General features: G+C 56.7%; 21 protein-coding genes. 15 read left to right on the top strand and 6 right to left on the bottom strand.

Annotated features, from left to right (window positions below; translation table 11 throughout):
- Nucleotides 1-45: 45 nt before the first annotated feature.
- The 4 genes from NAT49_RS10540 to NAT49_RS10525 all read left to right on the top strand — a co-directional run bounded on the left by NAT49_RS10540 (nucleotide 46) and on the right by NAT49_RS10525 (nucleotide 5,190).
- Nucleotides 46-2,370, top strand: a complete 2,325-nt coding sequence (locus tag NAT49_RS10540) for a Tex family protein (protein ID WP_251593954.1) — start codon at nucleotides 46-48, stop codon at nucleotides 2,368-2,370.
- Between the two features lie 144 nt (nucleotides 2,371-2,514).
- Nucleotides 2,515-4,116, top strand: a complete 1,602-nt coding sequence (gene gshA / locus NAT49_RS10535; protein ID WP_285836108.1) for a glutamate--cysteine ligase — start codon at nucleotides 2,515-2,517, stop codon at nucleotides 4,114-4,116.
- A gap of 34 nt (nucleotides 4,117-4,150) precedes the next feature.
- Nucleotides 4,151-4,669 carry a disulfide bond formation protein B gene (locus NAT49_RS10530; protein ID WP_251593952.1) on the top strand — a complete coding sequence of 173 codons (519 nt, stop codon included), beginning with the start codon at nucleotides 4,151-4,153 and terminating at the stop codon, nucleotides 4,667-4,669.
- Nucleotides 4,670-4,695: 26 nt separating this feature from the next.
- Nucleotides 4,696-5,190, top strand: coding sequence for an Rsd/AlgQ family anti-sigma factor (locus tag NAT49_RS10525; protein WP_251593951.1), 495 nt, complete (start codon nucleotides 4,696-4,698; stop codon nucleotides 5,188-5,190).
- 11 nt (nucleotides 5,191-5,201) lie between these two features.
- Here the strand turns inward: NAT49_RS10525 and NAT49_RS10520 are convergent, their stop codons facing one another.
- A complete protein-coding gene (locus tag NAT49_RS10520) occupies nucleotides 5,202-5,861 on the bottom strand; it encodes a histidinol-phosphatase (RefSeq protein WP_251593949.1) in 660 nt (219 codons plus the stop codon).
- A gap of 152 nt (nucleotides 5,862-6,013) precedes the next feature.
- Between NAT49_RS10520 and NAT49_RS10515 the strand changes: the two genes are divergently transcribed.
- From NAT49_RS10515 to NAT49_RS10465, 11 genes are all read left to right on the top strand, one after another.
- Entirely contained in the window at nucleotides 6,014-6,523 is a 510-nt protein-coding gene (locus NAT49_RS10515; protein ID WP_251593948.1) for an RNA pyrophosphohydrolase, read from the top strand.
- 65 nt (nucleotides 6,524-6,588) lie between these two features.
- Nucleotides 6,589-8,853, top strand: coding sequence for a phosphoenolpyruvate--protein phosphotransferase (ptsP, locus tag NAT49_RS10510; RefSeq protein WP_251593947.1), 2,265 nt, complete (start codon nucleotides 6,589-6,591; stop codon nucleotides 8,851-8,853).
- A gap of 78 nt (nucleotides 8,854-8,931) precedes the next feature.
- Entirely contained in the window at nucleotides 8,932-9,720 is a 789-nt protein-coding gene (locus tag NAT49_RS10505; protein ID WP_251593946.1) for a sulfite exporter TauE/SafE family protein, read from the top strand.
- Between the two features lie 10 nt (nucleotides 9,721-9,730).
- Entirely contained in the window at nucleotides 9,731-10,543 is an 813-nt protein-coding gene (gene lgt, locus NAT49_RS10500) for a prolipoprotein diacylglyceryl transferase (RefSeq protein WP_251593945.1), read from the top strand.
- A 10-nt stretch (nucleotides 10,544-10,553) separates the two neighbouring features.
- Nucleotides 10,554-11,348 (top strand): thymidylate synthase, encoded by a 795-nt coding sequence (locus NAT49_RS10495; RefSeq protein ID WP_251593942.1) that lies wholly within the window; start codon nucleotides 10,554-10,556, stop codon nucleotides 11,346-11,348.
- On the top strand, nucleotides 11,345-11,875 hold the full coding sequence (locus NAT49_RS10490; RefSeq protein ID WP_251593941.1) for a dihydrofolate reductase: 531 nt from the start codon (nucleotides 11,345-11,347) through the stop codon (nucleotides 11,873-11,875). The genes NAT49_RS10495 and NAT49_RS10490 overlap by 4 nt, the downstream gene beginning before the upstream one ends.
- Before the next feature lie 38 nt (nucleotides 11,876-11,913).
- Complete coding sequence (locus NAT49_RS10485) at nucleotides 11,914-12,642, top strand: ProQ/FINO family protein (protein ID WP_251593940.1); 729 nt, start codon at nucleotides 11,914-11,916, stop codon at nucleotides 12,640-12,642.
- 345 nt (nucleotides 12,643-12,987) lie between these two features.
- Nucleotides 12,988-14,127 (top strand): porin, encoded by a 1,140-nt coding sequence (locus NAT49_RS10480; protein ID WP_251593936.1) that lies wholly within the window; start codon nucleotides 12,988-12,990, stop codon nucleotides 14,125-14,127.
- A 184-nt stretch (nucleotides 14,128-14,311) separates the two neighbouring features.
- On the top strand, nucleotides 14,312-14,521 hold the full coding sequence (locus NAT49_RS10475; RefSeq protein ID WP_251593935.1) for a DUF1656 domain-containing protein: 210 nt from the start codon (nucleotides 14,312-14,314) through the stop codon (nucleotides 14,519-14,521).
- Nucleotides 14,522-14,529: 8 nt separating this feature from the next.
- Complete coding sequence (locus NAT49_RS10470; protein WP_251593934.1) at nucleotides 14,530-15,426, top strand: efflux RND transporter periplasmic adaptor subunit; 897 nt, start codon at nucleotides 14,530-14,532, stop codon at nucleotides 15,424-15,426.
- A 2-nt stretch (nucleotides 15,427-15,428) separates the two neighbouring features.
- On the top strand, nucleotides 15,429-17,471 hold the full coding sequence (locus NAT49_RS10465; protein WP_251593933.1) for an FUSC family protein: 2,043 nt from the start codon (nucleotides 15,429-15,431) through the stop codon (nucleotides 17,469-17,471).
- Nucleotides 17,472-17,480: 9 nt separating this feature from the next.
- On the opposite strand, the gene NAT49_RS10460 is transcribed toward NAT49_RS10465, so the two are convergent.
- The 5 genes from NAT49_RS10460 to NAT49_RS10440 all read right to left on the bottom strand — a co-directional run bounded on the left by NAT49_RS10460 (nucleotide 17,481) and on the right by NAT49_RS10440 (nucleotide 25,191).
- The gene (locus NAT49_RS10460) at nucleotides 17,481-20,024 is read right to left on the bottom strand and encodes a two-component system response regulator (RefSeq protein WP_251593932.1); all 2,544 of its coding nucleotides are present in this window, start codon (nucleotides 20,022-20,024) and stop codon (nucleotides 17,481-17,483) included.
- A 60-nt stretch (nucleotides 20,025-20,084) separates the two neighbouring features.
- Complete coding sequence (locus NAT49_RS10455) at nucleotides 20,085-21,860, bottom strand: PAS domain S-box protein (protein ID WP_251593930.1); 1,776 nt, start codon at nucleotides 21,858-21,860, stop codon at nucleotides 20,085-20,087.
- 107 nt (nucleotides 21,861-21,967) lie between these two features.
- Complete coding sequence (locus NAT49_RS10450) at nucleotides 21,968-23,125, bottom strand: EAL domain-containing response regulator (RefSeq protein ID WP_251593928.1); 1,158 nt, start codon at nucleotides 23,123-23,125, stop codon at nucleotides 21,968-21,970.
- A 253-nt stretch (nucleotides 23,126-23,378) separates the two neighbouring features.
- Nucleotides 23,379-24,758, bottom strand: coding sequence for a PepSY-associated TM helix domain-containing protein (locus NAT49_RS10445; RefSeq protein ID WP_251593926.1), 1,380 nt, complete (start codon nucleotides 24,756-24,758; stop codon nucleotides 23,379-23,381).
- Nucleotides 24,759-24,813: 55 nt separating this feature from the next.
- Nucleotides 24,814-25,191, bottom strand: a complete 378-nt coding sequence (locus NAT49_RS10440) for a DUF2946 domain-containing protein (RefSeq protein WP_285836107.1) — start codon at nucleotides 25,189-25,191, stop codon at nucleotides 24,814-24,816.
- Nucleotides 25,192-25,226: the final 35 nt, after the last annotated feature.

Below are 25,226 nucleotides of genomic sequence, written 5' to 3'. Positions count from 1 at the left end.
GTGTCGACCGGTCTGAAATTGGAAACAGTGGTGACTATGACGGCTATGGATCGGAATGTTGCGACGCGTGTCGCGCAAGAGTTGAACGTGCAGCCCAAGCAGGTTGCGGCTGCGATGGCGCTGCTCGATGACGGTGCGACCGTGCCGTTCGTGGCACGCTATCGGAAGGAGGCAACCGGCGGGCTCGACGATGGTCAGCTGCGCACGCTGGAAGAGCGTGTTCGCTACCTAAGAGAGCTCGATGAGCGCCGTGACAGTGTACTTGCCTCGATCGATGAGCAGGGCAAGCTCGACGATACACTGCGACGCGCCATTATTGACGCCGATACCAAACAGCGCCTTGAGGACCTGTATCTCCCTTATCGTAAAAAACGCCGCACCAAGGCTCAGATAGCGCGCGAGGCGGGGCTGGAGCCGTTGGCCGACAGCCTGTTGAACGACCCTCAGCAGACGCCGGAGTCGGCGGCTGAGCCCTATCTTGGCAGCACTGAAGGCGTGGCGACGGTCAAGGACGCCCTCGACGGTGCCAAGCAGATTCTGATGGAGCGGTTTTCGGAACAGGCGGAATTGGTCGGTACGCTTCGAGAGCGCCTGTGGGAAGACGGCGTACTGGTCTCTCAGGGGGTCGCTGACAAAAAGGCCGAAGGCGCCAAGTTTTCCGATTACTTCGAGCATCAGGAGCCTTTGAACCGCGTGCCGTCTCACCGGGCACTTGCGATGTTTCGCGGTCGAAATGAGGGCGTGCTGGCGTTAAAGATTGACCTCGACAATGCCGATGAGAGCGTCAGTCATCCCGCCGAGGGGATAATTGCACGGCACGCAGGCATCACCGATCAAAAGCGCCCGGCGGACACTTGGCTCAAGGAGGTCGTTCGTTGGACCTGGCGAGTCAAACTCTATACCCAGCTTGAAACCGAGCTTCTTGGCAAACTCCGTGAGCGGGCCGAGCTGGAGGCGATTACTGTCTTTGCCGAGAACCTGAACGATTTGCTCTTGGCCGCTCCGGCCGGCGCCAAGCCGACGCTCGGGCTTGATCCGGGGCTTCGGACCGGCATCAAGGTGGCGGCCATCGATGCTACGGGCAAGGTCGTGGCGCACGACACGCTCTATCCTCACGCGCCGCAAAAGCGCTGGGATCAGGCTAGAGCGGCGTTAATCGCGCTGTGTGAGAAATTTGATATCGAACTGATTGCGATCGGCAATGGAACAGCCAGCCGTGAGACCGATAAACTGGCCGGCGAAGTGGTTGCAGCGCTTGGCGAGAAGGGGCGCAGCGTCAGCAAGGTCGTGGTCAGTGAAGCCGGCGCCTCGGTCTATTCGGCCTCCGAGCTTGCCGCTCAGGAATTTCCCGACCTTGACGTCACGATTCGAGGAGCGATTTCAATCGCGCGGCGGCTGCAGGATCCGCTTGCCGAGCTGGTCAAGATCGATCCGAAGTCAATCGGTGTCGGTCAGTATCAGCACGACGTTTCACAACTCCAGTTGTCACGCTCTTTGGATGCGGTGGTTGAAGACTGTGTTAATGGTGTCGGGGTCGACCTCAATACGGCCTCGAGTGCGTTGCTTAAGCGCGTCTCGGGGCTTAACGCTAACCTGGCCGATAATATCGTGGCCTGGCGTGACCAGAACGGGGCATTCGGCTCGCGGACTCAGCTTTTGAAGGTTGGGCGGCTTGGGCCCAAGACGTTCGAGCAGTGTGCCGGATTCTTACGGATCTCCAATGGCGATAACCCGCTGGATGGTTCTGCGGTTCATCCGGAAGCGTATCCGGTGGTTGAGCGTATCGCCAAGGCGCATGGCCGTGCGCTTGGGAGCCTGGTCGGGGACGCTGCGTTTTTAGGCAATCTTCGACCGGCGGAGTTTACCGATGAGCGATTCGGGCTACCAACGGTTACAGATATTTTGAAAGAATTGGTGAAACCGGGCCGAGACCCGCGGCCGGAGTTTCGGTTCGCCGAGTTTCAGGAGGGCGTTGAAACGCTCAATGACCTTGAACCCGGCATGATTCTCGAGGGCGCGGTCACGAATGTAACGCACTTCGGCGCGTTCGTGGATATCGGGGTTCATCAGGATGGCCTGGTGCATATCTCTGCGCTGTCGGATCGGTTCGTCAAGGATCCGCGTGAAGTGGTAAAGGCTGGCGATATCGTGCGCGTCAAGGTGATGGAGATCGACCTCGCGCGAAAGCGTGTTGGGTTGTCGATGCGCTTGAACGATACGCCGGAAGCCGTCTCGGCTCGCGGCGATGATGGTAAGCATCAAAAGGCGTCGGCGCGGTCCAGACATAAACCTGCCGAGAAGTCGAATTCGACCGGATCGGTGGGGGCGTTGGGCGAGGCGCTTTTAAAGGCAGGCGCCAAGCGGCAGTGATGTTTTCTTGAAAGCAGGCTGTGGCGCGCCATAATGGTCAGCAGTTCCAGACCCGTTTGACGGGTCTGTTTTTTTTATCGCAAAGCCCTTGAGCTTGCTCCGAAACATGAGGGTTCGCCCTCGCGGAAAGAAAGGTGCCGCCTCTTGTCTGAGTCATTTCAAAGCCAGCTGGACCTGCTGCGTTCGACCGCGCGTCAGGGTATGTTTCGTCGAATCCGGCGGGGTATCGAAAAAGAGGGGTTGAGGGTCGATCACGATGGCCGAATCAGCGCTCGCTTTCACCCCGAGGGATTGGGCGCCAAGCTGACGCATCCGCACATCACCACGGATTATTCCGAGTCGCTTCTGGAATACATCACGCCGGTATATTGCAGGCCCAAGGATGCGCTGGCGTTTCTGGGTGATCTTCACCGCTATACTTACCGTTACCTCGACGGGGAGTGGGTGTGGCCGGCCAGCATGCCAAGTCGTCTCAACGGCAACGACAGTGTGCCGATCGCCGATTATGGTTCGTCCAACATCGGAAAGATGAAACAGGTGTACCGGCGTGGTCTCGATCTTCGCTATGGCCGCATCATGCAGTCCATTGCCGGCATTCATTACAACTTTTCGCTGCCGGACGAGCTATGGCCTGTGCTCCAGTCAATGGAGGGCAGCGAACACCTTGCACGGTCGACGTACCGCTCACGCCGTTATTTCGATCTGATTCGTAACTTCCGCCGCAACAGCTGGCTGCTCTTGTATCTGTTTGGTGGATCGCCGGCTATCGACGAGAGCTTTCTCGATGGGCGTGAATCCGCGTTACCGCGTCACGGTAAGCGGACGCGGCTGTCACCGTTTGCATCGAGCCTTCGCATGAGTGACCTGGGCTACCAGAACAAGGTGCAGGATCAGCTCAAGATCTGTTTCAACTCGCTTGAAAATTACATCAATACCCTGCGCCATGCGATTTCTGCCAAATGGCCGGCCTATGAGGCGAAGGGCGTGAAGGATGAGCAGGGGCAGTGGCGCCAGCTCAGCACAAATATTCTTCAAATCGAAAACGAATACTACAGCGATATTCGTCCAAAACGGGTCGCCAAGCATAACGAAACGCCTACCCAGGCACTTGAAGCCGGGGGCGTTGAGTATATCGAGGTGCGTTGTCTCGATCTCGACCCATTTGACCCATTGGGCATCAGCGAAGATGAGATTCGTTTTCTCGATACGTTCCTGGTCTGGTGTCTTCTGTCACCGAGCCCCAAGGTGTCCGATGCCGAATGCGATCAACTCGATCTCAACCGGGCTCGGGTTGTGGCCAATGGCCGAGACCCCGATCTCACCTTGCTGATCGAGGGCAGGGAAGTGTCGATCAATGCCCAGATGCACGCGCTGTGGCCGGGCCTTGAACAGGTGGCAGAACTTCTGGACGAGGGCGATGATGCCGGCTCGCATCAACAGGCGCTTTCTCGACTGAAACCGCGCCTTGACCATCCGGAATCGACACCTGCCGGGCGCATGTATGAAGAGTTGACCGCTCGAGAGTGTGAATTCACGGACTGGAGCGTCGAACGCGCCAAGATGCACGCAGAACATTTCATGGCCGAGCCGATGGATCGCGCACGTGAGGCGCTGTTTACTCAGCTTTCAGAAACGTCGCATTCGCAGCAGCGGGATCTGGATGGCGAGCATGAGCCGTCTTTCGATGAGTTTCTTGGGCATTATTTCGAACAGGCCAGTGAACCTCGCGTCGCCAAGGCGGACTAATGCGCGTTAATCCTTTACTTTGATGGTTGATCGAATGAAACAGTGGGTGCTCGAACAGACAACGCGGACCTGGTATTTGATCAGTGCGGGATTTTGCGTACTGATGCTGGGAACGGCCATGGTCATGCAGCACGGGTTCGGTCTTGAGCCGTGCCCGCTGTGCATCTTTCAGCGCATTGCCGTGTTAGTGGCGCTGATTTTTTTGGTCATAGGTGCAGTGCATAATCCCAGGGGTAAGGCAGGGGCCATTTATGGTGGTCTGGGCCTTGTTTCCATCCTGGTTGGTATCGGTATCGCTGCGCGCCATACATGGCTTCAGACGCTGCCGCCGGATCAGGTGCCCACCTGCGGGCCGGGTCTTGATTACATGCTCGAGGTGCTGCCGCTCTGGAACGTGATTTCACAGGTATTGTCCGGATCGGGCGAGTGTGCTGAAGTAAGTTTCAGGTGGCTTGGTATGACCCTGCCTGCCTGGACGCTGATCGGCTTCTGTGTTCTGGCGGTCTTGATTATCACGGCCATGGTTCGAAGCGTGCGCGCGCCCGCGCATTGAGTTTGAAGAACTGAGGGCAGTTCATCATGTTGACACAGGTAGCCCGGGCTCAGGCCTGTTGGGGCGGTGTGCATAGTCTGATTGATCGGTGGCTGGGGCAGCGTTTGAGCTTGCTTGAAAGCTTCGATGCTCTTCAATCACAGGGTGACAGTGATCTCGAGCATATGGATCGGATGGCGTTGGATCGTTTCGGGGAAGAGCTTACTGATTACGTAAGCCTTGGGCATTTCGAGCTCTATCCCAAACTTTACGAAGAGTGTCAGCTGTTCGGTGATCAGGACGGGCTGGACGCCGGCCATCAACTACTGGCCAATCTGGATCCTTCGACCCAGCTTGTGCTCGATTTCAACGACGCCTACGCCAATGAGGCAGCGTTCAATGCCAATCAACGCCAGTTGCCAGGGTGGCTCGCGCGACTCGAGCGTGGGCTGCGGGAGCGTTTCGAGCTGGAAGATGCCTTGATCGCTCGTCTTCATGCGGTTCATACCCAAACCCCTCAAGACGCCTCCAGCGCGCCTTAAGGGGCTGGCAGTCAACTATCTCTCAAGCTGATGATGCGCCAGCCTGCATCGATCGCATGCTGGCGTAGCTGGTCGTCCGGGTCGACCGCGACAGGATGGTCGACCTTTTGAAGCAGCGGCAGATCGTTTTGAGAGTCGCTGTAGAAATAGGCATCTTCGAGTGTCATGCCGTTTTGTTCAAGCCACATGGTCAAGCGTTCTACCTTGCCTTCCCGGAAGCTTGGCACCCCGCTGTAGCGACCGGTATAACCATCCTCCTTCTCCTCGACCTCAATGGCGATCAAATCATCGACGCCAAGTCGCTCGGCGATCGGGCCGGTAATGAACCGGTTGGTGGCTGTGATGATCAAAAGATAATCGCCTTGGGCGCGGTGGCTTGCCAGAAGCTCCTCACCACGAGCCAGAATGATCGGCTCGATCTTGGAGGCCATGAACTGCTGATGCCAGGCATTGAGTTGCTCGATGGGGTGCTCGGCCAAGGGCGCCAGCGAAAAGTTCAGGTAGTCATCGAGGTTCAAGGTGCCCTCAACGTAATTCTGATGAAAGCGGTCATTGGCGTCGCGGTAGGTCTTTTCGTCTACAGCGCCTTGCTCTATCAGAAATTCCCCCCACGTGTGGTCGCTATCTCCTGCCAGCAGGGTATTATCTAGATCAAAGATGGCCAGTCGCACGAACGACTCCTGTTCCGGTTGGTTATAATGGATCTCTGACGTTCATGATTATGGCAAAGATGGTTATTGTTTAATACGTGACCAGGCTGGTTGATGGCCTTTAAAGCTTTGTGGAAGAATGAACTCAATTAAAATATTCAAAGGTGATACTCGTGATCGACCCGGATGGCTTCCGCCCCAATGTTGGCATCATCATTGCCAACTCGAGAGGGCAGGTGCTTTGGGCGCGTCGGGTAGGGCAAGATGCTTGGCAATTTCCGCAAGGAGGTATCAAACCGAATGAGTCGCCCGAGCAGGCGCTGTTTCGAGAACTGAAAGAAGAGATCGGGTTATGTGAACGTGATGTCGATATCATCGGATGCACACGCGGCTGGCTGCGTTATCGCCTTCCGCAGCGCATGATCCGGACCCGCTCGAAACCGTTGTGCATTGGCCAGAAGCAGAAGTGGTTTCTGCTTCGTATTCGGTGTCAGGAAACAAGTATCTGTGTCGATACCACGCCCAAGCCCGAATTCGATGGATGGCGTTGGGTAAGCTATTGGTACCCGCTTGGTCAGGTTGTTCCCTTCAAACGGGAAGTTTATCGGCGAGCATTGCGTGAACTGGCCCCCCGCCTTCCTTGTCAGAATGCGGTAGTGATACGACACGCAGGCGTTCGATAACAAAAGACAGGCGATCCTTTTTCTTACCGGGGCGCTGATCGAAATAAAAGGATATTGTTTCTTCCATGCTAACGGTGCTCAGGCGAATTGTTCAGGAGGTCAATAGCGCAACCAGTCTCGATTCGGCGTTATCCATTATCGTGCGCCGCATTCGAAAGGCGATGAAAACCGATGTCTGCTCGGTGTATCTGCTGGACAGCGAGCGTCAATGCTTTGTCTTGATGGATACCATTGGCTTGAATGCCAGTGCGATCGGTCAGGTTGCGATGAAACCTGGCGAGGGCCTGGTTGGGCTGGTGGGTAGCCGCGAAGAGCCCTTGAATCTGGAAAACGCGCCTGCGCATCCGCACTTTCGATACTTTGAAGAAACCGGGGAAGAACGATACTCGAGCTTTCTCGGGGTGCCGATCATTCACCAGCGCAAGGTGCTTGGTGTGCTGGTGGTTCAACAGCGCGACAATCGGCGCTTCGATGAAGGCGAAGAGGCCTTTCTCATCACCATGGCAGCGCAGCTTGCGGGAGTGCTTGTTCAGGCACTTGCCTCCGGTGCACTTGCCCGTCTGGGTGAGTTCGAGGGCTCGGCGGTGCTTTCCGGTGTGGCCGCCTCGCCTGGTCTTGCCATTGGTGAGGCGCATGTTGTGGTGCCGCCTGCCGATCTGAACGCAGTGCCTGATCGCCGAGTGACCGATATCGAGGCTGAGGTAGGTCGGTTCAATCAGGCAATTCGCGGTGTACGCGCCGATATCCAGACCGCCTCCGAACGCCTGGCTAGCCGTATTTCCGCGCAGGAGCAGGCCCTTTTCGACGTCTATCAGCAAATGCTTGGCGAGCACTCGCTTGGCCAGGAGGTCGAAAAGCGTATTCGTGAAGGCTGGAGTGCGTCCAGTGCGCTGGCAAAGGTCGTCAAACGCCACGTTCAATATCTGGAGCGCGTCGACGACGATTACCTGAAAGAGCGCGCTGCCGATATCCGAGATCTCGGGCGCCGGGTGCTTGGGTATCTACAGCAGGAAAGCGCCATGGAACCGGTTGTTTATCCAGACAACACCATCCTGGTGGGCGATGAAATCAGTGCAGCGCAGCTTGGTGAGATACCTCGAGACAAGCTGGCGGCGCTGGTGGCAACGCGAGGGTCCAGCACTTCCCATGTGGCGATTCTAGCGCGCGCTATGGGTATTCCTGCGGTGCTTGGCATGAATGATCTTCCACTGTCGCGGCTTGCGCATACGCGGCTGGTGGTGGATGGCCATCGCGGCAAGCTGATGGTCCGCCCTGATGCCGAGATGGAAAGCCGTTACGTCACGTTGATCAACGAGGAAAGAGCGCTCACGCGCATGCTCGAGGATGAACAGTTTCTTCCCGGTGAAACGGAAGACGGCCATTCCGTGAAGCTCATGGTTAATACTGGCCTGTCGCTTGAAGCGGTCGGGTCGCTCAAGGCCAAGGTCGATGGCGTCGGGCTTTATCGCACCGAAGTTCCCTTCATGATGCATCAGCGCTTTCCAAGTGAGCAGGAGCAGCTCAGGCTCTATCGGGATCAGCTCGAAGGCTTTGCGCCGCATCCTGTCGTCATGCGCACGCTGGATATCGGTGGCGACAAGGATTTGCCGTACTTTCCCATTGAAGAAGACAACCCCTTTCTCGGGTGGCGCGGCATTCGCGTGACGCTTGACCACCCTGAAGTGCTCATGGTTCAGCTGCGTGCGATGCTGCGCGCCGCCGAAGGGCTCAATAACCTGCGCATTCTGTTGCCGATGGTATCGTGTGTGGAAGAAGTGCTGTCGGTACTGAAGTTGATGGACCGCGTGACCGAAGAGCTGACCCATGATGGCGTCAAGATCGAACGGCCACTCGTGGGTGTCATGATTGAAGTGCCGGCCGTGCTCTATCAGCTTGATGCGCTGGCTCAACTGGTCGATTTCTTTTCAGTGGGCAGTAACGACCTCACACAGTATCTGCTTGCCGTTGATCGTAATAACGCCCGGGTGTCATCGCTTTATGATGCCTGCCACCCATCGGTACTGCGAGCGCTTGATCATGTGGCTCGCGAGTCCAGGCGACTCGATATACCGGTATCGGTCTGTGGTGAGTTGGCCGGCGATCCGGCGGGTGCGCTGATGCTGATGGGAATGGGCTACACGGCGCTTTCCATGAATGCGCCTAATCTGCCGCGGGTCCGGGCAGCCATTCGTCGAGTGAGTCTTGAATCGGCCAAGACGCTTGTTCAAGAGGCGCTGGCCCAGCCGACGCCGGCCCTGGTTCATCGGCAGCTGAATCAGCGAATGAGTCAGTGGGGGCTGTCACATCTAATGCCACCACGGGAAGAGTAACACTGCTTCAAATCGAGAGGAGCGCCTGATCTGGCGCTTTTTCTTTGTCTCAGCCTTTATCGAAGTGGAGTCCGAGCGTTGAGTTTTATCGTTTTTCTGGGAATCGGTGCGTTGGCAGGGTTCATGGCGGGCCTGTTCGGCATCGGTGGCGGGGTAATCATTGTGCCGCTGCTTGCGCTGACGTTCGAGGCCCTCGGGTTTCCGTCCTCGGTGATCGTTCATATGGCGACCGGCACCTCGCTTGCAACAATCGCCATTACGTCGCTGTCATCGGCAAACGCGCATTTCAAGCGTGAAAGCGTGCGCTTTGACTGTCTTAAATTACTCCTTCCCGGGCTAGTGTTCGGCGCCATGCTGGGCGTCGTAATCGGTGGGCAGCTTTCCGGGGCGATCATGTCGATGCTTTTGAGCATCTTCTTTCTGCTGGTGGCGACCAAGCTGCTCTTTTCACCAAGCATTGCGCGAGGCCACGAAGCCCTGCCTTCAAGGCCGGGCATGCTTGGTGCAGGCGGGGTGATTGGCGCACTGTCTGCTCTGTTTGGCGTCGGCGGAGGCACGCTTTCGGTGCCGTTTCTCGAATGGCGCGGTGTGCCAATGCGCTCGGCTGTCGGCACCTCGTCCGCCTGTGGTGTGCCGATTGCCATTATTGGTGCGTTAACCGCCATTGTCGTTGGGTGGTCTCACGCAGGGCTTCCCCCCTGGGCTACGGGCTATGTTTACTGGCCTGCCTTTATCGGCATCGTACTCATGAGTGCCTGGACAGCCCGCTTTGGTGCGCGCGCCGCCCATTTCCTGCCCGAGCGCTGGCTCAAGCGGGCGTTTGCCGCACTTTTAATTGTGATGGCGTTGAAGTTTTTGATCAGCTAAAGGCGTTTACATGCTCCATTATCCGAATTTCGATCCTGTTTTAATTTCCATTGGTCCGCTTGCCATTCACTGGTATGGCTTGATGTATGTTGTCGGGTTTGCCGGTGCGTGGGTGTTGGCGCGCTATCGTGCGGATCGATTGGGCCTGACCAAGGATCAGGTCGGCGACATGATTTTCTACGGCGCACTCGGGGTGGTGCTGGGCGGGCGCCTGGGCTATGTGCTGTTTTATGGGTGGGACGCGTTGGCGGCCGATCCGCTCTGGGCGTTCAAGGTCTGGGATGGGGGCATGAGCTTTCATGGCGGGCTGATTGGCGTGTTAATCGCAGCGCTCCTGTTTGCGCGGCGTCACCGCCTGGCCTTTTTCCAGCTGACCGATTTCATTGCACCTCTGGTGCCGATCGGGCTTGGCGCAGGCCGGTTGGGCAACTTCATCAATCAGGAGTTACCGGGCCGAATCACGGATGTGCCCTGGGCGATGGATTATCCCAAGTACGGCCCCGAGCCGCGGCACCCTTCGGCGCTTTATGAGTTTATTCTTGAAGGGATCGTTCTTTTTATCGTTCTTTGGTTGGTCTCGCTCAAGCCGCGCAAGCGGGGTCTCGTTTCAGGCCTGTTTTTGCTACTCTACGGCACTTTTCGGTTTTCCGTGGAATTCTTCCGCCGCCCCGATCCCCAGCTCGGATTTATCGCCTTCGGGTGGATGACCATGGGGCAGCTTTTGTGCGTACCCATGCTGCTCGGTGGTGTGTGGTTGATTATATGGTCACGTCGACAAACCGTGGACCGGCCGTCTCCGGCGGCCGAATCAGCCAGTGAGTAAACGAGTTACCATGACGCCCTATCTTGATTTGATGCAGCGTGTACTGAATGACGGTACAGAAAAGAGCGACCGGACCGGTGTCGGAACGCGCTCGGTGTTCGGTCATCAGATGAGATTCGATCTTAGCGAAGGGTTTCCCCTCGTCACGACCAAGAAGCTGCACTTGCGTTCGATCATTCACGAACTGCTCTGGTTCTTGAGTGGCGATACCAACATCGCCTATCTAAAAGCCAATCAGGTTCGAATCTGGGATGAGTGGGCCGATGAGCAGGGCGAGCTCGGACCGGTATATGGCTACCAGTGGCGAAGCTGGCCGGATTACCGCGGCGGCCATGTGGACCAGATCGAACAGGTCATCGACATGATCAAGACGTCACCGGATTCACGCCGGTTGATCGTCTCGGCCTGGAATCCGGCGCTGATCGATGAGATGAAGCTGCCACCCTGCCATGCGCTTTTCCAGTTCTATGTGGCCGACGGCAAACTCTCGTGTCAGCTTTACCAGCGAAGCGCGGACATCTTTCTGGGCGTGCCGTTCAACATCGCAAGTTATGCGCTTTTGACCCACATGGTGGCGCAGGTGTGTGATCTTGGGGTTGGCGAGTTCATCCACACGCTGGGCGACGCACATCTTTATTCGAACCATCTGGCGCAGGCGCGCGAACAGTTGAGTCGAACGCCGCGCACGAAACCGACGCTTGAATTGAATTCTTCCGTGAAGAACATTTTCGACTTTACGTTTGATGACATCGCGATCAAGGGCTATGACCCGCATCCTCACATCAAGGCCGAGGTGGCTGTATGAGCACTGAGACACCGGAATTTTTCGTGCCGATTGCGTTGATTGCTGCCGTTGACCGCAATCGAGTGATTGGGGTCGAAGGAAACCTGCCCTGGTATCTTCCGGAAGACCTTAAGTTTTTCAAGGCAAGGACACAGGGCAAGCCCATCGTGATGGGTCGGGCGACGTTCGAGTCGATTGGCAAACCCCTGCCGAACCGACTCAATATCGTGGTCACGCGTAATCCGGACTTTTCCCATGAGGGCGTTCGCGTGTGCAACGACCTCATGTCGGCACTGGATGTGGCGGACAATCAGGCGATGCTCGATGGTAGCGAGGAAATTATGGTCATCGGTGGTGGCAACATCTATGCGCAGACCCTGCCGTTGGCCTCGCGTCTTTATCTGACCGAAGTGGATGTGGATGTTAACGGCGATACCTGGTTTCCGGAGTTTTCGACCGAAGCCTGGCATGAGGTCGAGCGCATGCCAGGTGCACCCAGCGAACAACAGCCCGATTATGCGTTCGTGATCTACGAACGTGAACTCTAAGCCGAAAGGCGCTTTCGACATGGCGACGGGAGGTCCTCATGAGTAACCGATTTGAAGCGCTGGTCGATGCGCTCGAGCATACATCCATCAATGCCTGGCAACAGCTCGAGCAGGCCAAGGCCCGTATTCGGGCCCTCGAAGCGGAAAACAGGGTGCTTCGCTCTCGCATCGAAGCGCTTGCTCCTGCCAATGCCTCCAGCAATGCCCGAGTAGCTGAAGCCCCTACCCGGGCGCCGGCCAGCGAGGCAGCGGATCCTGAAACGCCGTTGCCTTCTTCAGCCCCTGCTGAACACCAGGAAGAATCGGTGCACTCACAGCCGGACGAGGTTATGGCCGCCAGCGATCCGAAAGACGTTGGCGCTGAGACGCCCACCGCAAACGACGACGCGCTGTACACCCCGCACTCGCTTCTTGAAGAGTGGTACAGCCGCTTCCCGGCTGCGTTTTTCAAGGGCCATACCAAGCCGCTTCAAGTGGGTATTCATACAGAACTCGCTCGTCACTACAACGTCTCCACCAAACTGTTACGTCGTGCGCTGGCGTGTTACGTCAACTTGCCTCGGTATCTGAAATCGATTCGCGAAGGCAGAGAGCGTGTCGACCTACACGGCAAGAGTTGTGGTGTTATTACTCAGGAAGAGGCCGCACACGCGCTTACGAAACTCGAAGGATTACAGTCGCGCCAGAAAGAGCGGCAGGCCAGGGCGGAGCAGGAGCGAATGAATAAAAAACTTTCTGCGCTTGCAAATCATTTGCAGGGCCACTGACTTTATTTGGACTAAAGTCTAATAATCGTGTACGGAACTATTTATCGGACTTTTAAATGATCACTGTTCGATAACGATGTTCTATAACTACTCGATTTAAAATGATTTTTCATAAAAATGTCATAAAAACATGGCACTTTGCACACCGGAATAACGGCTAAAACGCAGTCTAAAAAACATCGAAAACACTGTTTTTTTCTAGTTGCGTTCGGGGTAGGGCCGTTATAAGGTACGTCTGCGAGCAATAAATAACAAAGCTCCAACGCCCGGAGAGGTGGGGAGCAATCTTCTGCAAATCAATAAGAAAGCAGACAATCGAACAGTAAGCTTTTTAAGGAACTCAAAATGAAAAAGACGCTATTAGCGACTGCGATTGCCGGTGTGTTGGGTGTGGCTGCAACTGGCGCTCAGGCAGCAACGGTTTACAATCAGGACGGCTCCAAGCTGGACCTCTACGGTAACGTTCAGCTTGGCCTGCGTAACATCGATAACGGTGATTCCACCGAAAGCGATCTCTTCGACAACGGCTCTACGCTGGGTGTTAAAGGCGAGCACGTTCTTGATAACGGTTTGACCGCTTATTTCCGTGCTGAATTTGAATTCGAAGCCGATAAGCAAAAAGGCGCCTACGCCAATTATGAAAGTGGCGACGGTGGCAACAATTCTGGTCTGACTACGGGCGACCAGGCTTACGTCGGTCTGACTGGTAACTTCGGTGACCTGCGTGTCGGCTCCTGGGATTCCCTGTTTGACGACTGGATTGCGGATCCGGTGTCCAACAACGAATACTTCGATATGACCGATGAGCAGAGCGATCTTGTCGGCAGCGAATACGAAAGTGACAAGATCACCTACACTTCGCCGATGTTTGGTGGTCTTCAGTTTGCCATCGGTACACAGTATAAGGGTGATGGTGAAGCAGCAGACAACTCTCCTGTAAATAACGACCTGAATGACGGCACTGGCCAATTCGTCCTTGATGACGATAGCAGCGCCTCCCTGTTCGGTGGACTTCGCTACACCGTTGGCGGCCTTACTCTTGCTGCTTCCTATGACAACTTGAATAACTTCAAGTTCCAACCGGGTACCGGTGGCGAGCGCGATTATGGCGACCTGTTCGGTTTGAACGTTGCCTACACTATCAACACCCTGCGTGTCGCGGTTAAAGCGTCACGCCTTGATGCGGACTGGAACGACAACGCCGACGTTAACCGTTACGGCATTGGCGCACGCTGGGGTTACGGCAAGGGCGACATCTACGGCGCTTACCAGTACGTGGATGCTGAAGGCGATGCGGTTGCAACACTTGATCCGCGTGGCTTTAACGGTATCGGCAATCAGAGCGACGAGACCTATAACGAAGCTATGATCGGTGCGACCTACAACCTGAGCAATCAGATGTACGTCTGGGTTGAAGGCGCTGTTTATGACCGTCAAGACGACGCCAACAACGGCGTTGCTACCGGTGTTGCCTACAGCTTCTAAGTTGATTCTTGCGTAACTGCTTGATCACTCTATAGAGCCGGCCCCAAAGGGGCCGGCTTTTTTGGTTTCGAGTGCGAAACAGGTATCGGTTTGTTCAGTGATTCAGTGGTCGTGCTACACTCCCTTTCGATTTCGAGGAACACGTAGCCGCACGGCAGGGTGGTTGATGAGATGAGGCTCGTCGATGTTATTGCATGAGCTGGCCTGGGGTGGCGTCTACTTCAGCCCGTTAATTCTTTTTTGCATACTTAGTTTCATTGCAACATTCATCATTCGCTTCGTGATGCATAAAACAGTGCTCGAGCGCTGGGTGTGGAAGGAAGCGTGGTTCGATGTTGCGCTCTATATTTGCATCCTTGCCGGTATTACGTACTGGTTGGGTGCGTTCGGATAGTCTCCCGCATGAAAAAGTCGCTTAGAATCTTTATTACGCTCGCGATCGTCGTTCTGGCGGTCATTGCCGGAATCTGGCTTTGGCAGTATTACATGTACTCGCCCTGGACGCGGGATGGCCGTGTTCGTGCGCACATTGTTACTGTTGCGCCCGATGTGTCTGGCTGGGTGAGCAAGCTCAATGTCCGTGATAACGCCTCGGTAAGTTCTGGTGATGTGTTGTTCAAGATCAATGACACGCGCTATCAGGCAATGGTCGATCAGGATGAGGCCAGCGTGCGTCATCAGAAATACGCCTGGGAGCAGGCCCAGCATCAGTTCGAGCGGCGCAGTGCGCTCAGCAAAAACGCCATTAGTTCGGAAGATTTAGAGTCTGCCCGGATTCAGGCCGATATTGCCAAGGCCAACTATCAGCAGGCGCTTGCGAAACTGGCGTCAGACAAGATCGATCTCGCTCGTGCAACGGTGACCTCGCCGGTTTCTGGCTCGATCATCAACCTGCAACTGCGTGAAGGCAATTACGTGACGCAAGGAAAGTCGGTGCTTTCCGTGGTGGAGAAGGGGTCATATTACGTTACCGGCTACTTCGAGGAGACCAAGATTCCCTCGATCAAGGTCGGTGATAAAGCTCGTGTTCACCTGATGAGTGGCGGAGCCACCATCATGGGCCATGTTGCAAGTATCGGGCATGGTATTTCCAACCAGAACACCACGCCGGACGGTCAGCTGTTACCGCAAGTTCAGCAGACGTACACGTGGGTACGGCTCGCTCAACGCATTCCTGTCGATATCGTCTTTGATGATGTACCCGATAATCTTCATCTGAGTGCAGGTATGACGGCGAGCATTCAGGTTCTTCAAGGCGACGCTGAGCCCTCTCGGGCGGTGACAGGCCACGAGGAATGAGCATGCCTCCGCTGCTCAGGCTCTATCTACTGCCGGAAAGGGCGGTGCTTCAATTCGCCCTCAAGGGTGTAATCGCCATGGCCTTGGCGCTCTTTCTCGCCATGGAAATGAATCTGGAGCGGCCCTATTGGGCGCTCATTTCGGCCGTATTTCTTCAGATCAGACCTCAAAGCGGCCTGGTCATCGAAAAGGGGCTTTGCCAGATCGGAGGCACCCTGGTCGGCGGCGCTGCGGGCATTGCCATCATGGCGCTGTTCATGCAGTCGCCGGGTATTGCCTTGATGGTTCTGATGGTATGGCTGTCTCTTAACGCCGCGGGTTCCGCGCTCGTTCGAAACTTCAACCTGACCTATGGCTTTGCCATTTCAGGAGCCACGGCTGCACTGATTGTTCTGTTGTCGCTGGTGTACAGCAACGCGCCGTCAAGCTTTAGTGTCTTCGATACCGCTGTTGCCCGAGTCAGTGAAATTGCCCTGGGGGCAACCTGCGCCACGCTTGTCAGCATGTTGCTCTGGCCTGCAAGAGTGCGCGACATCATCACCGCCCACGCTCGAACGGTGGTCAATTCTGCCTTCAATTGTCTGGAGCAGCAGCTGTCTCTGGAGGCCGACCCCAATACTGCGCGTCAAAGCGTGATCGACACTATCCAGGCTGTAGTGGCACTTGATAATGACAGCAGTGCCATGGTGTATGAGGGGCCTGCGGGGGCAGGGCGGGTGCGCGCTGCCAATGTTCTGGCCCAGCGGACATTGACGCTGGTTGCCGATATTCAGATCCTCGGGCGACTGATGCGGCATGCGCCCGAGAGCATGGATGGTACGACGAAGGAGGTGTTGGACGAGCTCCGGTGTACGTTTCGGGCAATGCGAGAAACGTCGTCTGAAAAAGAAGCGCGTGATATGGCTCAGACACTCAGACGTCGTATTCAGCACATCAAGCAGGAAACAACGCTTACGCCGCTTCAACAGCGCGTGCTCCACAGTATGCGGGAAATGGTGGCATACTCGATCTTGATGCTTCAGGCCAACAAGGCCATCGTCAATGCCGAGCGGACCAAGCTTAAAGCCCCCAGTCTCTCTACCTACCGCGATCTGCTTTTAGGCCTTTTGACCGGCCTCAGAACCGGTGTCGCGTTTGCGATAGGAACGCTGGTCTGGGTCGCGAGTGGCAATTCTTCAGCGGTATTGATGATGGTGCTGCCCGTCATTTTCAGCATCATGTTCGCTCGTTTTCCGGCGCCGGCACCCATGCTCAAACAGGTGCTTGTAGGCGCGCTCATCGCATTTCCGGCGGCGTTGATCTTCGGCAATGTGCTATTGGCCGGCGCGCCTCGCGATTTTGAAATGCTGATGCTGATTTTCGGCCCCCCCTTGTTTCTGGGGCTGATGGCCATTGCCAATGCCCAAACGCGCGCCTACGGCCTTGGGTTTTGCATCATTTATACCATTCTTACGATGCCCAGCAATTCCATGAGTTTCAACATCGCAAGTACACTGAACAGGGGGTTGGTGGTCGTGCTCGGGCTGGTCATCCTGTGGGCGCTTTTCCGGATGATCGGCTCACCCAGCGTCAAGATCATGCGCAGGCGCTTGATTAGCGCGACCGCGGACGATCTTCGGCATCTCTGGCAGCGCGAAAAGGAACACAGTGAGCACTGGTTCAACGGGCGCATGGCTGAGCGCCTTCAGCGGTTGGCAGGCTATGACGCACATCTTCCTGAAGAGCGCCGTAACCTGTTGGATCTCGGGCTGACGGGGCTCAATCTCGGGCATGTGTCGATGCGGCTGCACTCCTATCTCTCGGAGTATGACGACCCACGATTGAAAGCCGCCTCACGTCGCTGGCAGCGCGCACTCGCACTTGCCTACCAAAAGTGCGCCTGGGGTGATGTTGATGATGACTTTCGCAAGGCCTCCGAGGTACTGCTCGCTCAGATGAAAGGTGATGACGGTATCAGTAAGGATCGTCTTGATTTGACGGAAGGGTTATGCCGCCGATTGGAGCTGACGTTCAAGCGACACTCCGAGGTTATCCAGAAAACCTGATTGCCTCGTTCAGGTCGGCTGCCAGTAAGGGGAGGCCACCACGGCAGGAGCCGTGTGTTCGAGCCACAGCCTGAACTCGGTCTCCGCCAAGGGTTTTGAGTAGAAATACCCCTGTATATACCCGCAATGGTGTTCATGAAGGTAATTGCGCTGCAGGCCGGTCTCGACGCCTTCTGCGGTAATCGAAATATGCAGTTGATCGCCCATTGCGATGATTGCTGCGAGTAGGCGCTGATCGTATTCGCTGGTGTCGATGCCCTGAACGAATTCCCGATCGATTTTCAGGTTGTCCGGTTGGAAGCGGCGAATGTAGGACAGCGACGAGTATCCGATGCCGAAATCGTCGATGGCCACCTTAACGCCAAGCGCTTTCAAGGCATCGATGGTGGCAAGCGTCGCGTCCGAATCGATCATCAACAGCTTCTCGGTGATTTCGATGCAGAGTTTTTCGGGCGGAAGGCCGCTGTCTGAAAGTGCCGCTGAGATGGTGCCGACCAGATCGTCGAAGCGGAACTGCCTGGCGGAAATATTGACACTGACCTCAGGTGCCTGGCCGTGGACACGAGGCCAGCATGTTGCGTGCTGGCATGCGGTGCGAATGATCCAGCGGCCGAGCTCGACGATCATACCGCTGTCTTCGAGTTGGTTGATGAATTCGAAGGGGCCGACCAGTCCGCGTGTCGGATGGCGCCACCGAATCAATGCTTCTGCCTTGATCGAATGGGTGGCATCCAGCGGCACGATTGGTTGATAGAAAAGTTCGAACTCCTGCCGATTGACCGCCTTTTCGAGCTCATCGTCCAGGTTCATTCGCGCATTCAGGTGATGTGTGAATTCCTGACGATAGAACTGGCTGGCCCCTCGCCCTTCGGCCTTGACCTGATAAAGCGCGTTGTCGGCCAGTTGAAGCAGTTTTTCAGGCTCCTGATGGTCGTCAGGGTACATGCTGATGCCAATACTCAAGCCACACTGCAACTGGCGGTTGCCGATCGAAAATGGCCGTGAAAACTGCGACAGCAGCTTCTTGACTACAGGGCGAACCTGTTCGGCATTGACCAAATCGGTCAGCAGGATAATGAACTCATCGCCTGAGAGGCGCGCAACGAAGTCCGAGGCCCGCACCAGTGTTCTAAGGCTGGAGGCAACGGCTGTGAGCAGCTGATCCCCGGTTTCATGACCATAGGTGTCATTGACCTGCTTGAAGTAATCCAGATCCACAAACAGCACGGCGAATTTTTGGTCCCGACGCTTGCTGCGTGCGATCAACCGCTCAAGCTCGGTCATGAGTGCCGTTCGGTTGGGCAGGCCGGTAAGGCCGTCGGTCATGGCCTGGCGCGCCAGATGAAGCTCGTACTCCTTTCTAAGCGTAAGGTCATGCACTTGATAGAGGTAGCAGAGCGCGGTATCCGATTGTCGAATCAGTGACACACTGACCAGCGCCCAGGTCGCGGTGCCTTGGGCCGTGATATAGCGCTTTTCGAACTGAACCGAGGGAATGCCTTCGATGAACAGGTTGAGAAGCTGGCGTTCCTCGCCGGCCAAGTCTTCGGCCAGGGTGACATCGGCCTGGGTCTTCTGGCATAAGCTATCCAGTTCAAGGTTTAGTAGACGGCTAAGTGCCTGGTTGGCATGAAGAAACTGGCCGTTGACACTTACCAGCGCCATTCCGTTAGGGGCCATTTCGAACGCGGTCCGAAAGCTTTCCTCGCTTTGACGCAGCGCGTATTCGGCCGCAAAGCGCTCGCTGACATTGCGCAGTGAAATAAGCGTTGCCGATGATTCGCCCTTGGTATCTCGGATGGGTGCCGCAGAGACATCGACCGGCAACCGCTGACCGTTAGGCAGTTCAAGCGTTTCCCCGAAACGAATGAAGGCATTGGTAACGTTTTGAGTATCCAGTTGGAGTGGGGAGGTTAGTCTGGCGACGTCTGAAGGGACAAACATGACGAGCTGGTCGAAGGCACGCCCTGCAAACTCCCCTTGAGTAAGCGTAAACAGGGCGGCGGCGGCCTGGTTTGCAAAGATGATCTCGCCTGAGTGGTCAACTGCAATGATGGCATCGCAGGTGCAGCGAAGCATGGATGAAAACCAGCGCTCGGACTCCTTTAGCCCCTGTTCGAGCGTGTACTTGTAGGCTGCAATATCGAGTGCGGCCTTGATTTCCTTGATTTGATAAGGCTTGGTCAGAAACCCATAGGGCGCGGTTTCCGTGGCCCGGCGCACCGTTTCCGAATCGCTGTAGGCCGTTAGAAAGATGATCGCGAGATCATGATCGCGATTCATTCGAGCCGCCGTCTCGATGCCGTCGATGTCGCCCTTGATGACCACATCCATAAGCACAAGCTGTGGCAAATGGTCATTGGCAAGCTTGATCGCTTCTTCGCCGTTGTCCGCGATTCCACAGACGTCATACCCCAGCCCTATAAGCTGTTCGGCCAGGTCTTCGGCGACGATGGCTTCATCCTCCACGATCAGCAGACGCCAGCCACCGGCGTGTGTATCGCGAGCGGTGTCTCTGGACGCATCAAGGCATGACGGAAGCGCTGGGGTCATGGTCACGTACTCTTGAAAAGGGGCAAAAAAACGTTACTGCGGTAACTAACGGCCAAACGCTCAGTTTTTGGAGGGTGGAAGCGGGAGTGTCAGTGTGCATCGTGTGCCTTCCGCCGACTCGATCGAAAGCTCGGCCGTCAGTTGTCGGCCGAGGATGCGAATGAGCTTGAGCCCCAGCGATTCCGTTGAGGTGGCCTCAGGGTCGAATCCGATACCGTTGTCGGTGACGTCGATCCGAAGAAGCCCGCTGCCAAGGCAGCGGCCCATGACCTGTACCTCACCGCCATTCTCATTCGGAAAGCCGTGTTTCAGGCTGTTGGTCAGAAGCTCATTGAGCAAAAGTCCCAGCGGTACCGCGGTTTCGAGTCCGACGGGGATAGAGTCGACCTGTGCATTGATCGTAATACGCCGTGAGTTGGCCCCGGTGGTCGAGGCAAGATTGGTGCAGAGCTCTTCGATGTAGTTTTTTAGATTGATCGAGGACAGCGACGCCGACTGATAAAGCTTTTCGTGCACCAGGGCCATGGCCTTGACGCGGTCGGCGCTGTCCTTGAGTACGTTTCTGGCCGTTCCCTCCGGCAACTGGCGAATCTGCATGTTGAAGAGGCTGCCGATGACCTGAAGGTTATTCTTGACTCGGTGGTAGACCTCCTTGAGCAGGGTCTCCTTTTCCTGCAGAGAGGCTTGCTGCTGAGCGCTGAATCGTTTGCGATCAGTAATATCTCGTACAATCTTGGCGGCCCCCTCGACACGACCATCAAGCGTTCTGACCAGCGAGGAGGTGATCGAGACATCGATCAACGTCCCATCCCGTCGTTGGCGCTGAGTCTCATAGTGGGGTTCGTAGCTGTTCGAATGGTTCAGCATATGCAGGTGTTGCTTGAAATCGTCGAGAAAGGGCGCCGGCACGGTGAGGTCGGTCAGGGTGCGTCCCAACGCCTCGTGCGCGCTGTATTGAAAAAGCTGCTCGGCGGCCTTGTTCCAGCTCGTGATGCGGCCGTGCAGATCATGACCGATAATGGCGTCCTGAGAGTGCTCGACGATGGCGGCGAGCTTGGCCTGACTCAATCGAGCTTCTTCGATTTCAGTGATGTCGGTGTGGCTGCCGATCCATTGCGTGATCTGACCGAGGTCGTTTTTCCGGGCGGTCACGCGGGTATCGAACCACCGAAAGGCATTATCGTGGCGCTTGATGCGACACAGCAGTTGGAAATCCTGTTGAGTTTCCAGCGCGTTTTTCCACGCCTCGACAAACCGGTCACGATCATCGGAATGAATGCGGGTAAACCACGCCACCTGCAGGTCGTGGGCAAACGTGACGCCGGTATAGTCGGCCCACTGTTGGCTTAGATAATCGATCTTGCCATTGGGCGCACAGCTCCAGACCAGTTGAGGAATGCCCTCTGCAAGCGAGCGTAGCCGCTGCTCGGTCGCCATGCGCTCGCGCTCCTGGCCAAGCCACGTGCGACAGCGCGCCAATACGATACGAAGCTGAGAGACGTTGATATCGTCCTTGTCCAGGTAGTCAAACGCACCAAGTTCAAGTACCTGGCCTGCAAGGCGTGAGTCGGCGTGCTTGCTGAGCACGATCAGTGTGAACGGAGCACTTTGGTGACGGTGAATGGTGGTTTTCAGGTCGCTGTGGAGGAGGCTAACCGTTTCATTTTCGACCAGAACGCAATCGAAGGTATGTGAAACGAGCTTCTTGCCCGCTTCCGAAAAGCTTGAGGCACACACGATGCCAAGCGGAAGCTGGGTCGCCTCGAGCATCGCCATCAGCGAGGCCAGCGCGTCCTTGTCCCGGTCGATCAACAAGAGTTGTAGGGAATGCTTCATCGGTGCCGCCCGCATTACGTATCAGATACTGCTTTAACGGTGGCGGTGACGCTATCTTTATCCGGTTGGGCGCTGCCGGTTCATGGGCTGGGGGGAAGCGGGGATGATCAAGGTGTCAGGGATGTCGAGAGCGCCCATGATGACAGCCAGGTTTCCACATCGTGTTCGGGCATGGGGCGTGCCAGATGAAAGCCCTGACCGCAATCACACCCTAGCGTTTTCAGAAACTGGAACTGTTCATGGGTTTCGATGCCCTCGGCCACGACCCGAAGCCCCAGGCGCTGGCCCAGTTCGACGATCGACCGTGTGATCGCTTCGGCGTCGCCTTCATGGCACTGGGCAATGAAGCTTCTATCGAGCTTGAGCTCGTCATAAGGGAGGTGGGCGAGCTGGGTCATCGAGGAGTAGCCGGTGCCAAAGTCGTCCAGTGACAGTTGAAACCCGCGTGCCCGGAACCCTTCGAGCATGTGCCGAGCGTAGCTGATCGACTCGATGATCGAGGTTTCGGTGATTTCAAGCACCATGCCCTTTGGCGAGCACTGATGGCGTCGTGCCAGTTGATCCATGCGCTCAAGCACATTGGGTTCGCCCAGAAGCGGCGGCGGAATGTTGACGGCAATGTTGAGTCGGTAACCCTGTTTGATGAGCCGCGCGTGCAGCGCCCAGGCGCGGTCGATGGCGTACCAGCTGAGACTGATGATCCGCTCGTCGCGCTCTGCCAGTGCAATGAACCGCGAGGGAGGCACCGGGCCGCGTTCGGGAATATGCCACCGCAGCAACGCCTCGAACCCGCAGGGGGTGTTGCTTTCAAGATCGAACTTGGGCTGATACTCCAGGGCGAACTCCTGCTGGGCGAGCCCCTGGTCGATGTCCAGCGCGGTCAAGGGGCGCTGGGTCGTCTCGAGGGGGGCAAGGAGTTGCTCGAGTGTCGCTGCCGAGACGGTTCTGGGCATCAGGCCGAGCATACGCAGGCCGCGCTCAAGCCCTGCGCGCAATAGAGCCCCGGCAGACGGTGTGTCCCCATCGCTGATCAACATGATCGCTGAATCGATTCTTCTTTCCTGCAAGAGATCAAGAACGTCGATGCCCGAGAATGGGCCCAGGTTCAGGTTCAAGACGATCAGGTCTACCTCGAGGTAGGCAGGCCGGTAAGCAAGATCATGCATACCCTCGGCTGTCGACACGTCAAAACCGCGGTCGACAAACAGCGTGTTCAAGCGAGGAAGGTCAGCCACATTATCGATAATCAAGGCTGTTTTAGGCATCAAGGGCAGTCCATGAGCATGGTTTTCAAGATCGAAGCGCGCAGTGCGGAGGCGATTGTAAGCGCTTTCGACCGAATAACCACGGGGCGCGCCTCAAAATAAGGCAATGTTCACTCTCGCGTGTGAGATCGTGTAAACCGCTCGGGTGACGATTCTAGTTGTACCGGTAAACACATCTAATTCTCATTTATGTGCGGCTTGGCGCCACCGTATAGGCAGCGCCGATTCGGCAGAATTTAAGTGCTAGTCTGCGTCAGCCCGAGGCTGTGTCCGTTTCGGATCTGGCGCGCCCGACGATCAAGGCATCAAGGATCAGCATGATTACCGCACTGACACCAAGTACCGGCAAGATCCAGCCGAACACCGCCAGTGCAGCAGCGGTCACAAGGCGTGCCTTGATCGAGAGCGCCCGCCATAGCGTGATCAGGGTGCGCGCCCCATGCTGCGCTTGAACCGCACGCACGCGCCTTAGCCACCACATGCGATACCCGAGCACGATCATGGTGGCAAGGCCGAGCCCGACCGTTGCCAGAATCAATTGGTTCAGCCACCCGAACAAGATGCCCATGTGTGCATCGATGCCCCAGCGGGTTAGCTTGGCCGCCAGAGGGTATTGCTCGAAACGCACAAGGTCGACCAGTCGACCTGTGGTGGGATCGAACGCCGCCTCATCGACATTGGTCGGCCAGCGCCGGTCGATTTCGCGCACTTTCCAGGCTGTTCCTGCTGGCTTGGCCTGAATCTCGAGGTGGCCGCTATCGAGTCCGGCCGCTCGCGCCTGGGCCATGAGCCGTGCGAACGTGGCCGGCGTACCGGACGCCATCTCATCATGCGTCATTGTTGAATGATGCTGGTGGCCGTGTTCCGGCGCAGACCCGGACAGCGCAAGAGACACGCTTGGCGTGGCCCAGCCGAACGTATGCCTTAGTTCGGCAATGTTGCCGCCGGCCCACTTTGACCAGGTTAGCCCTGTGGCGGAAAAGAACAGAAGGCCGAGCATCAGCGCGCCGCCGAGCCAGCGGTGCCATCGATTCAGCGTGGTGCGGCGAGTCTCTGGTGACGTGGCCGCGCGCGAGGGCCTGGTGAGCCAAAGTGCCAGCCCGCCCAGTGCGGCAATCCAGAGCCAGGAGGCGGCAAGCTCGCTGTAGAGCCTGCCGGTATCGCCCAGCAGCAGGGCGCGGTGAAACTTGTCGAGCGTAATTCGAAGGGCCAGCGTTCCGCTGGTGCCGTACGCCGGCAGGCTACCCTTGATCTCGAGCGTTACGGGGTCAACGAACACCGCGCGATGCTCATACTCACCCAGTGAGGCATCGTTGAACATGATCCGTGTGGTCGTGCCGGGCTCGGGGGCTGGACGCACGGCCACGGGGAGCTCGGTGGTGCCGAGGGCGCGTTGGGCACGCTCGATTTGTTGATCGAGCGGTTTGGGGGTGCCTTGTCGAGTGGCGGTCAGCTCGTCGTGATAGATAAAGGCTTCGAGCTGAGGCGTCAGGGCATAAAGCGTTCCGCTGATGGCCGCAACCAGCATGAACGGGGCAATGAACAGCCCGATGTAGAAATGCAGTCGCAGGATAAGCGCGCGCAAGGGGGTCGGACGCGCTTGGGCGTTCGACGAAGAAGCGTGTCGAGTCATGATTTCTCGCTGTCTGAAGATGAAAACGATCGAAATTAATCGAAGGCATGCGGATTCAGAGACGAGAACGAGGTGGCGCGCGTGGAAGGCTCGGTCGATAGGGTAAAGGGGCGCGCACTTCAACCGGAGGCCCGCGCGGGATGAGGTCTCGGGCAAATTCGGGGAAGGCGGGCGGCGTGAATACGCCAAGCGGTAAGGTCGGCACGTGTGCAAACAGCACGCAGTACCCACAGGCGATCAGCGCGGAATGATGATCGCTTGCCCGTTCGTCATGTGCTGAGTGCGCCATCGTCATGTTTGAATGTGACGAGGCGGACGCTCGGTCCAGCGAGTGCAGTGTCTGACTGACCACCGGCGCTGCAAACAGCAGCGCCATAGCCAGAATCGCAATCCAGGCAAGATTTGGGGCAGGCCTGCGTAGGGAACACCTCATCGCGCGTACTTCAATCACTCAACGGCGGTCGAAAC

This window comes from Larsenimonas suaedae (assembly GCF_023712105.1).
Classification (GTDB): domain Bacteria; phylum Pseudomonadota; class Gammaproteobacteria; order Pseudomonadales; family Halomonadaceae; genus Larsenimonas; species Larsenimonas suaedae.
This window is presented reverse-complemented; position numbering and strand designations above follow the sequence as displayed.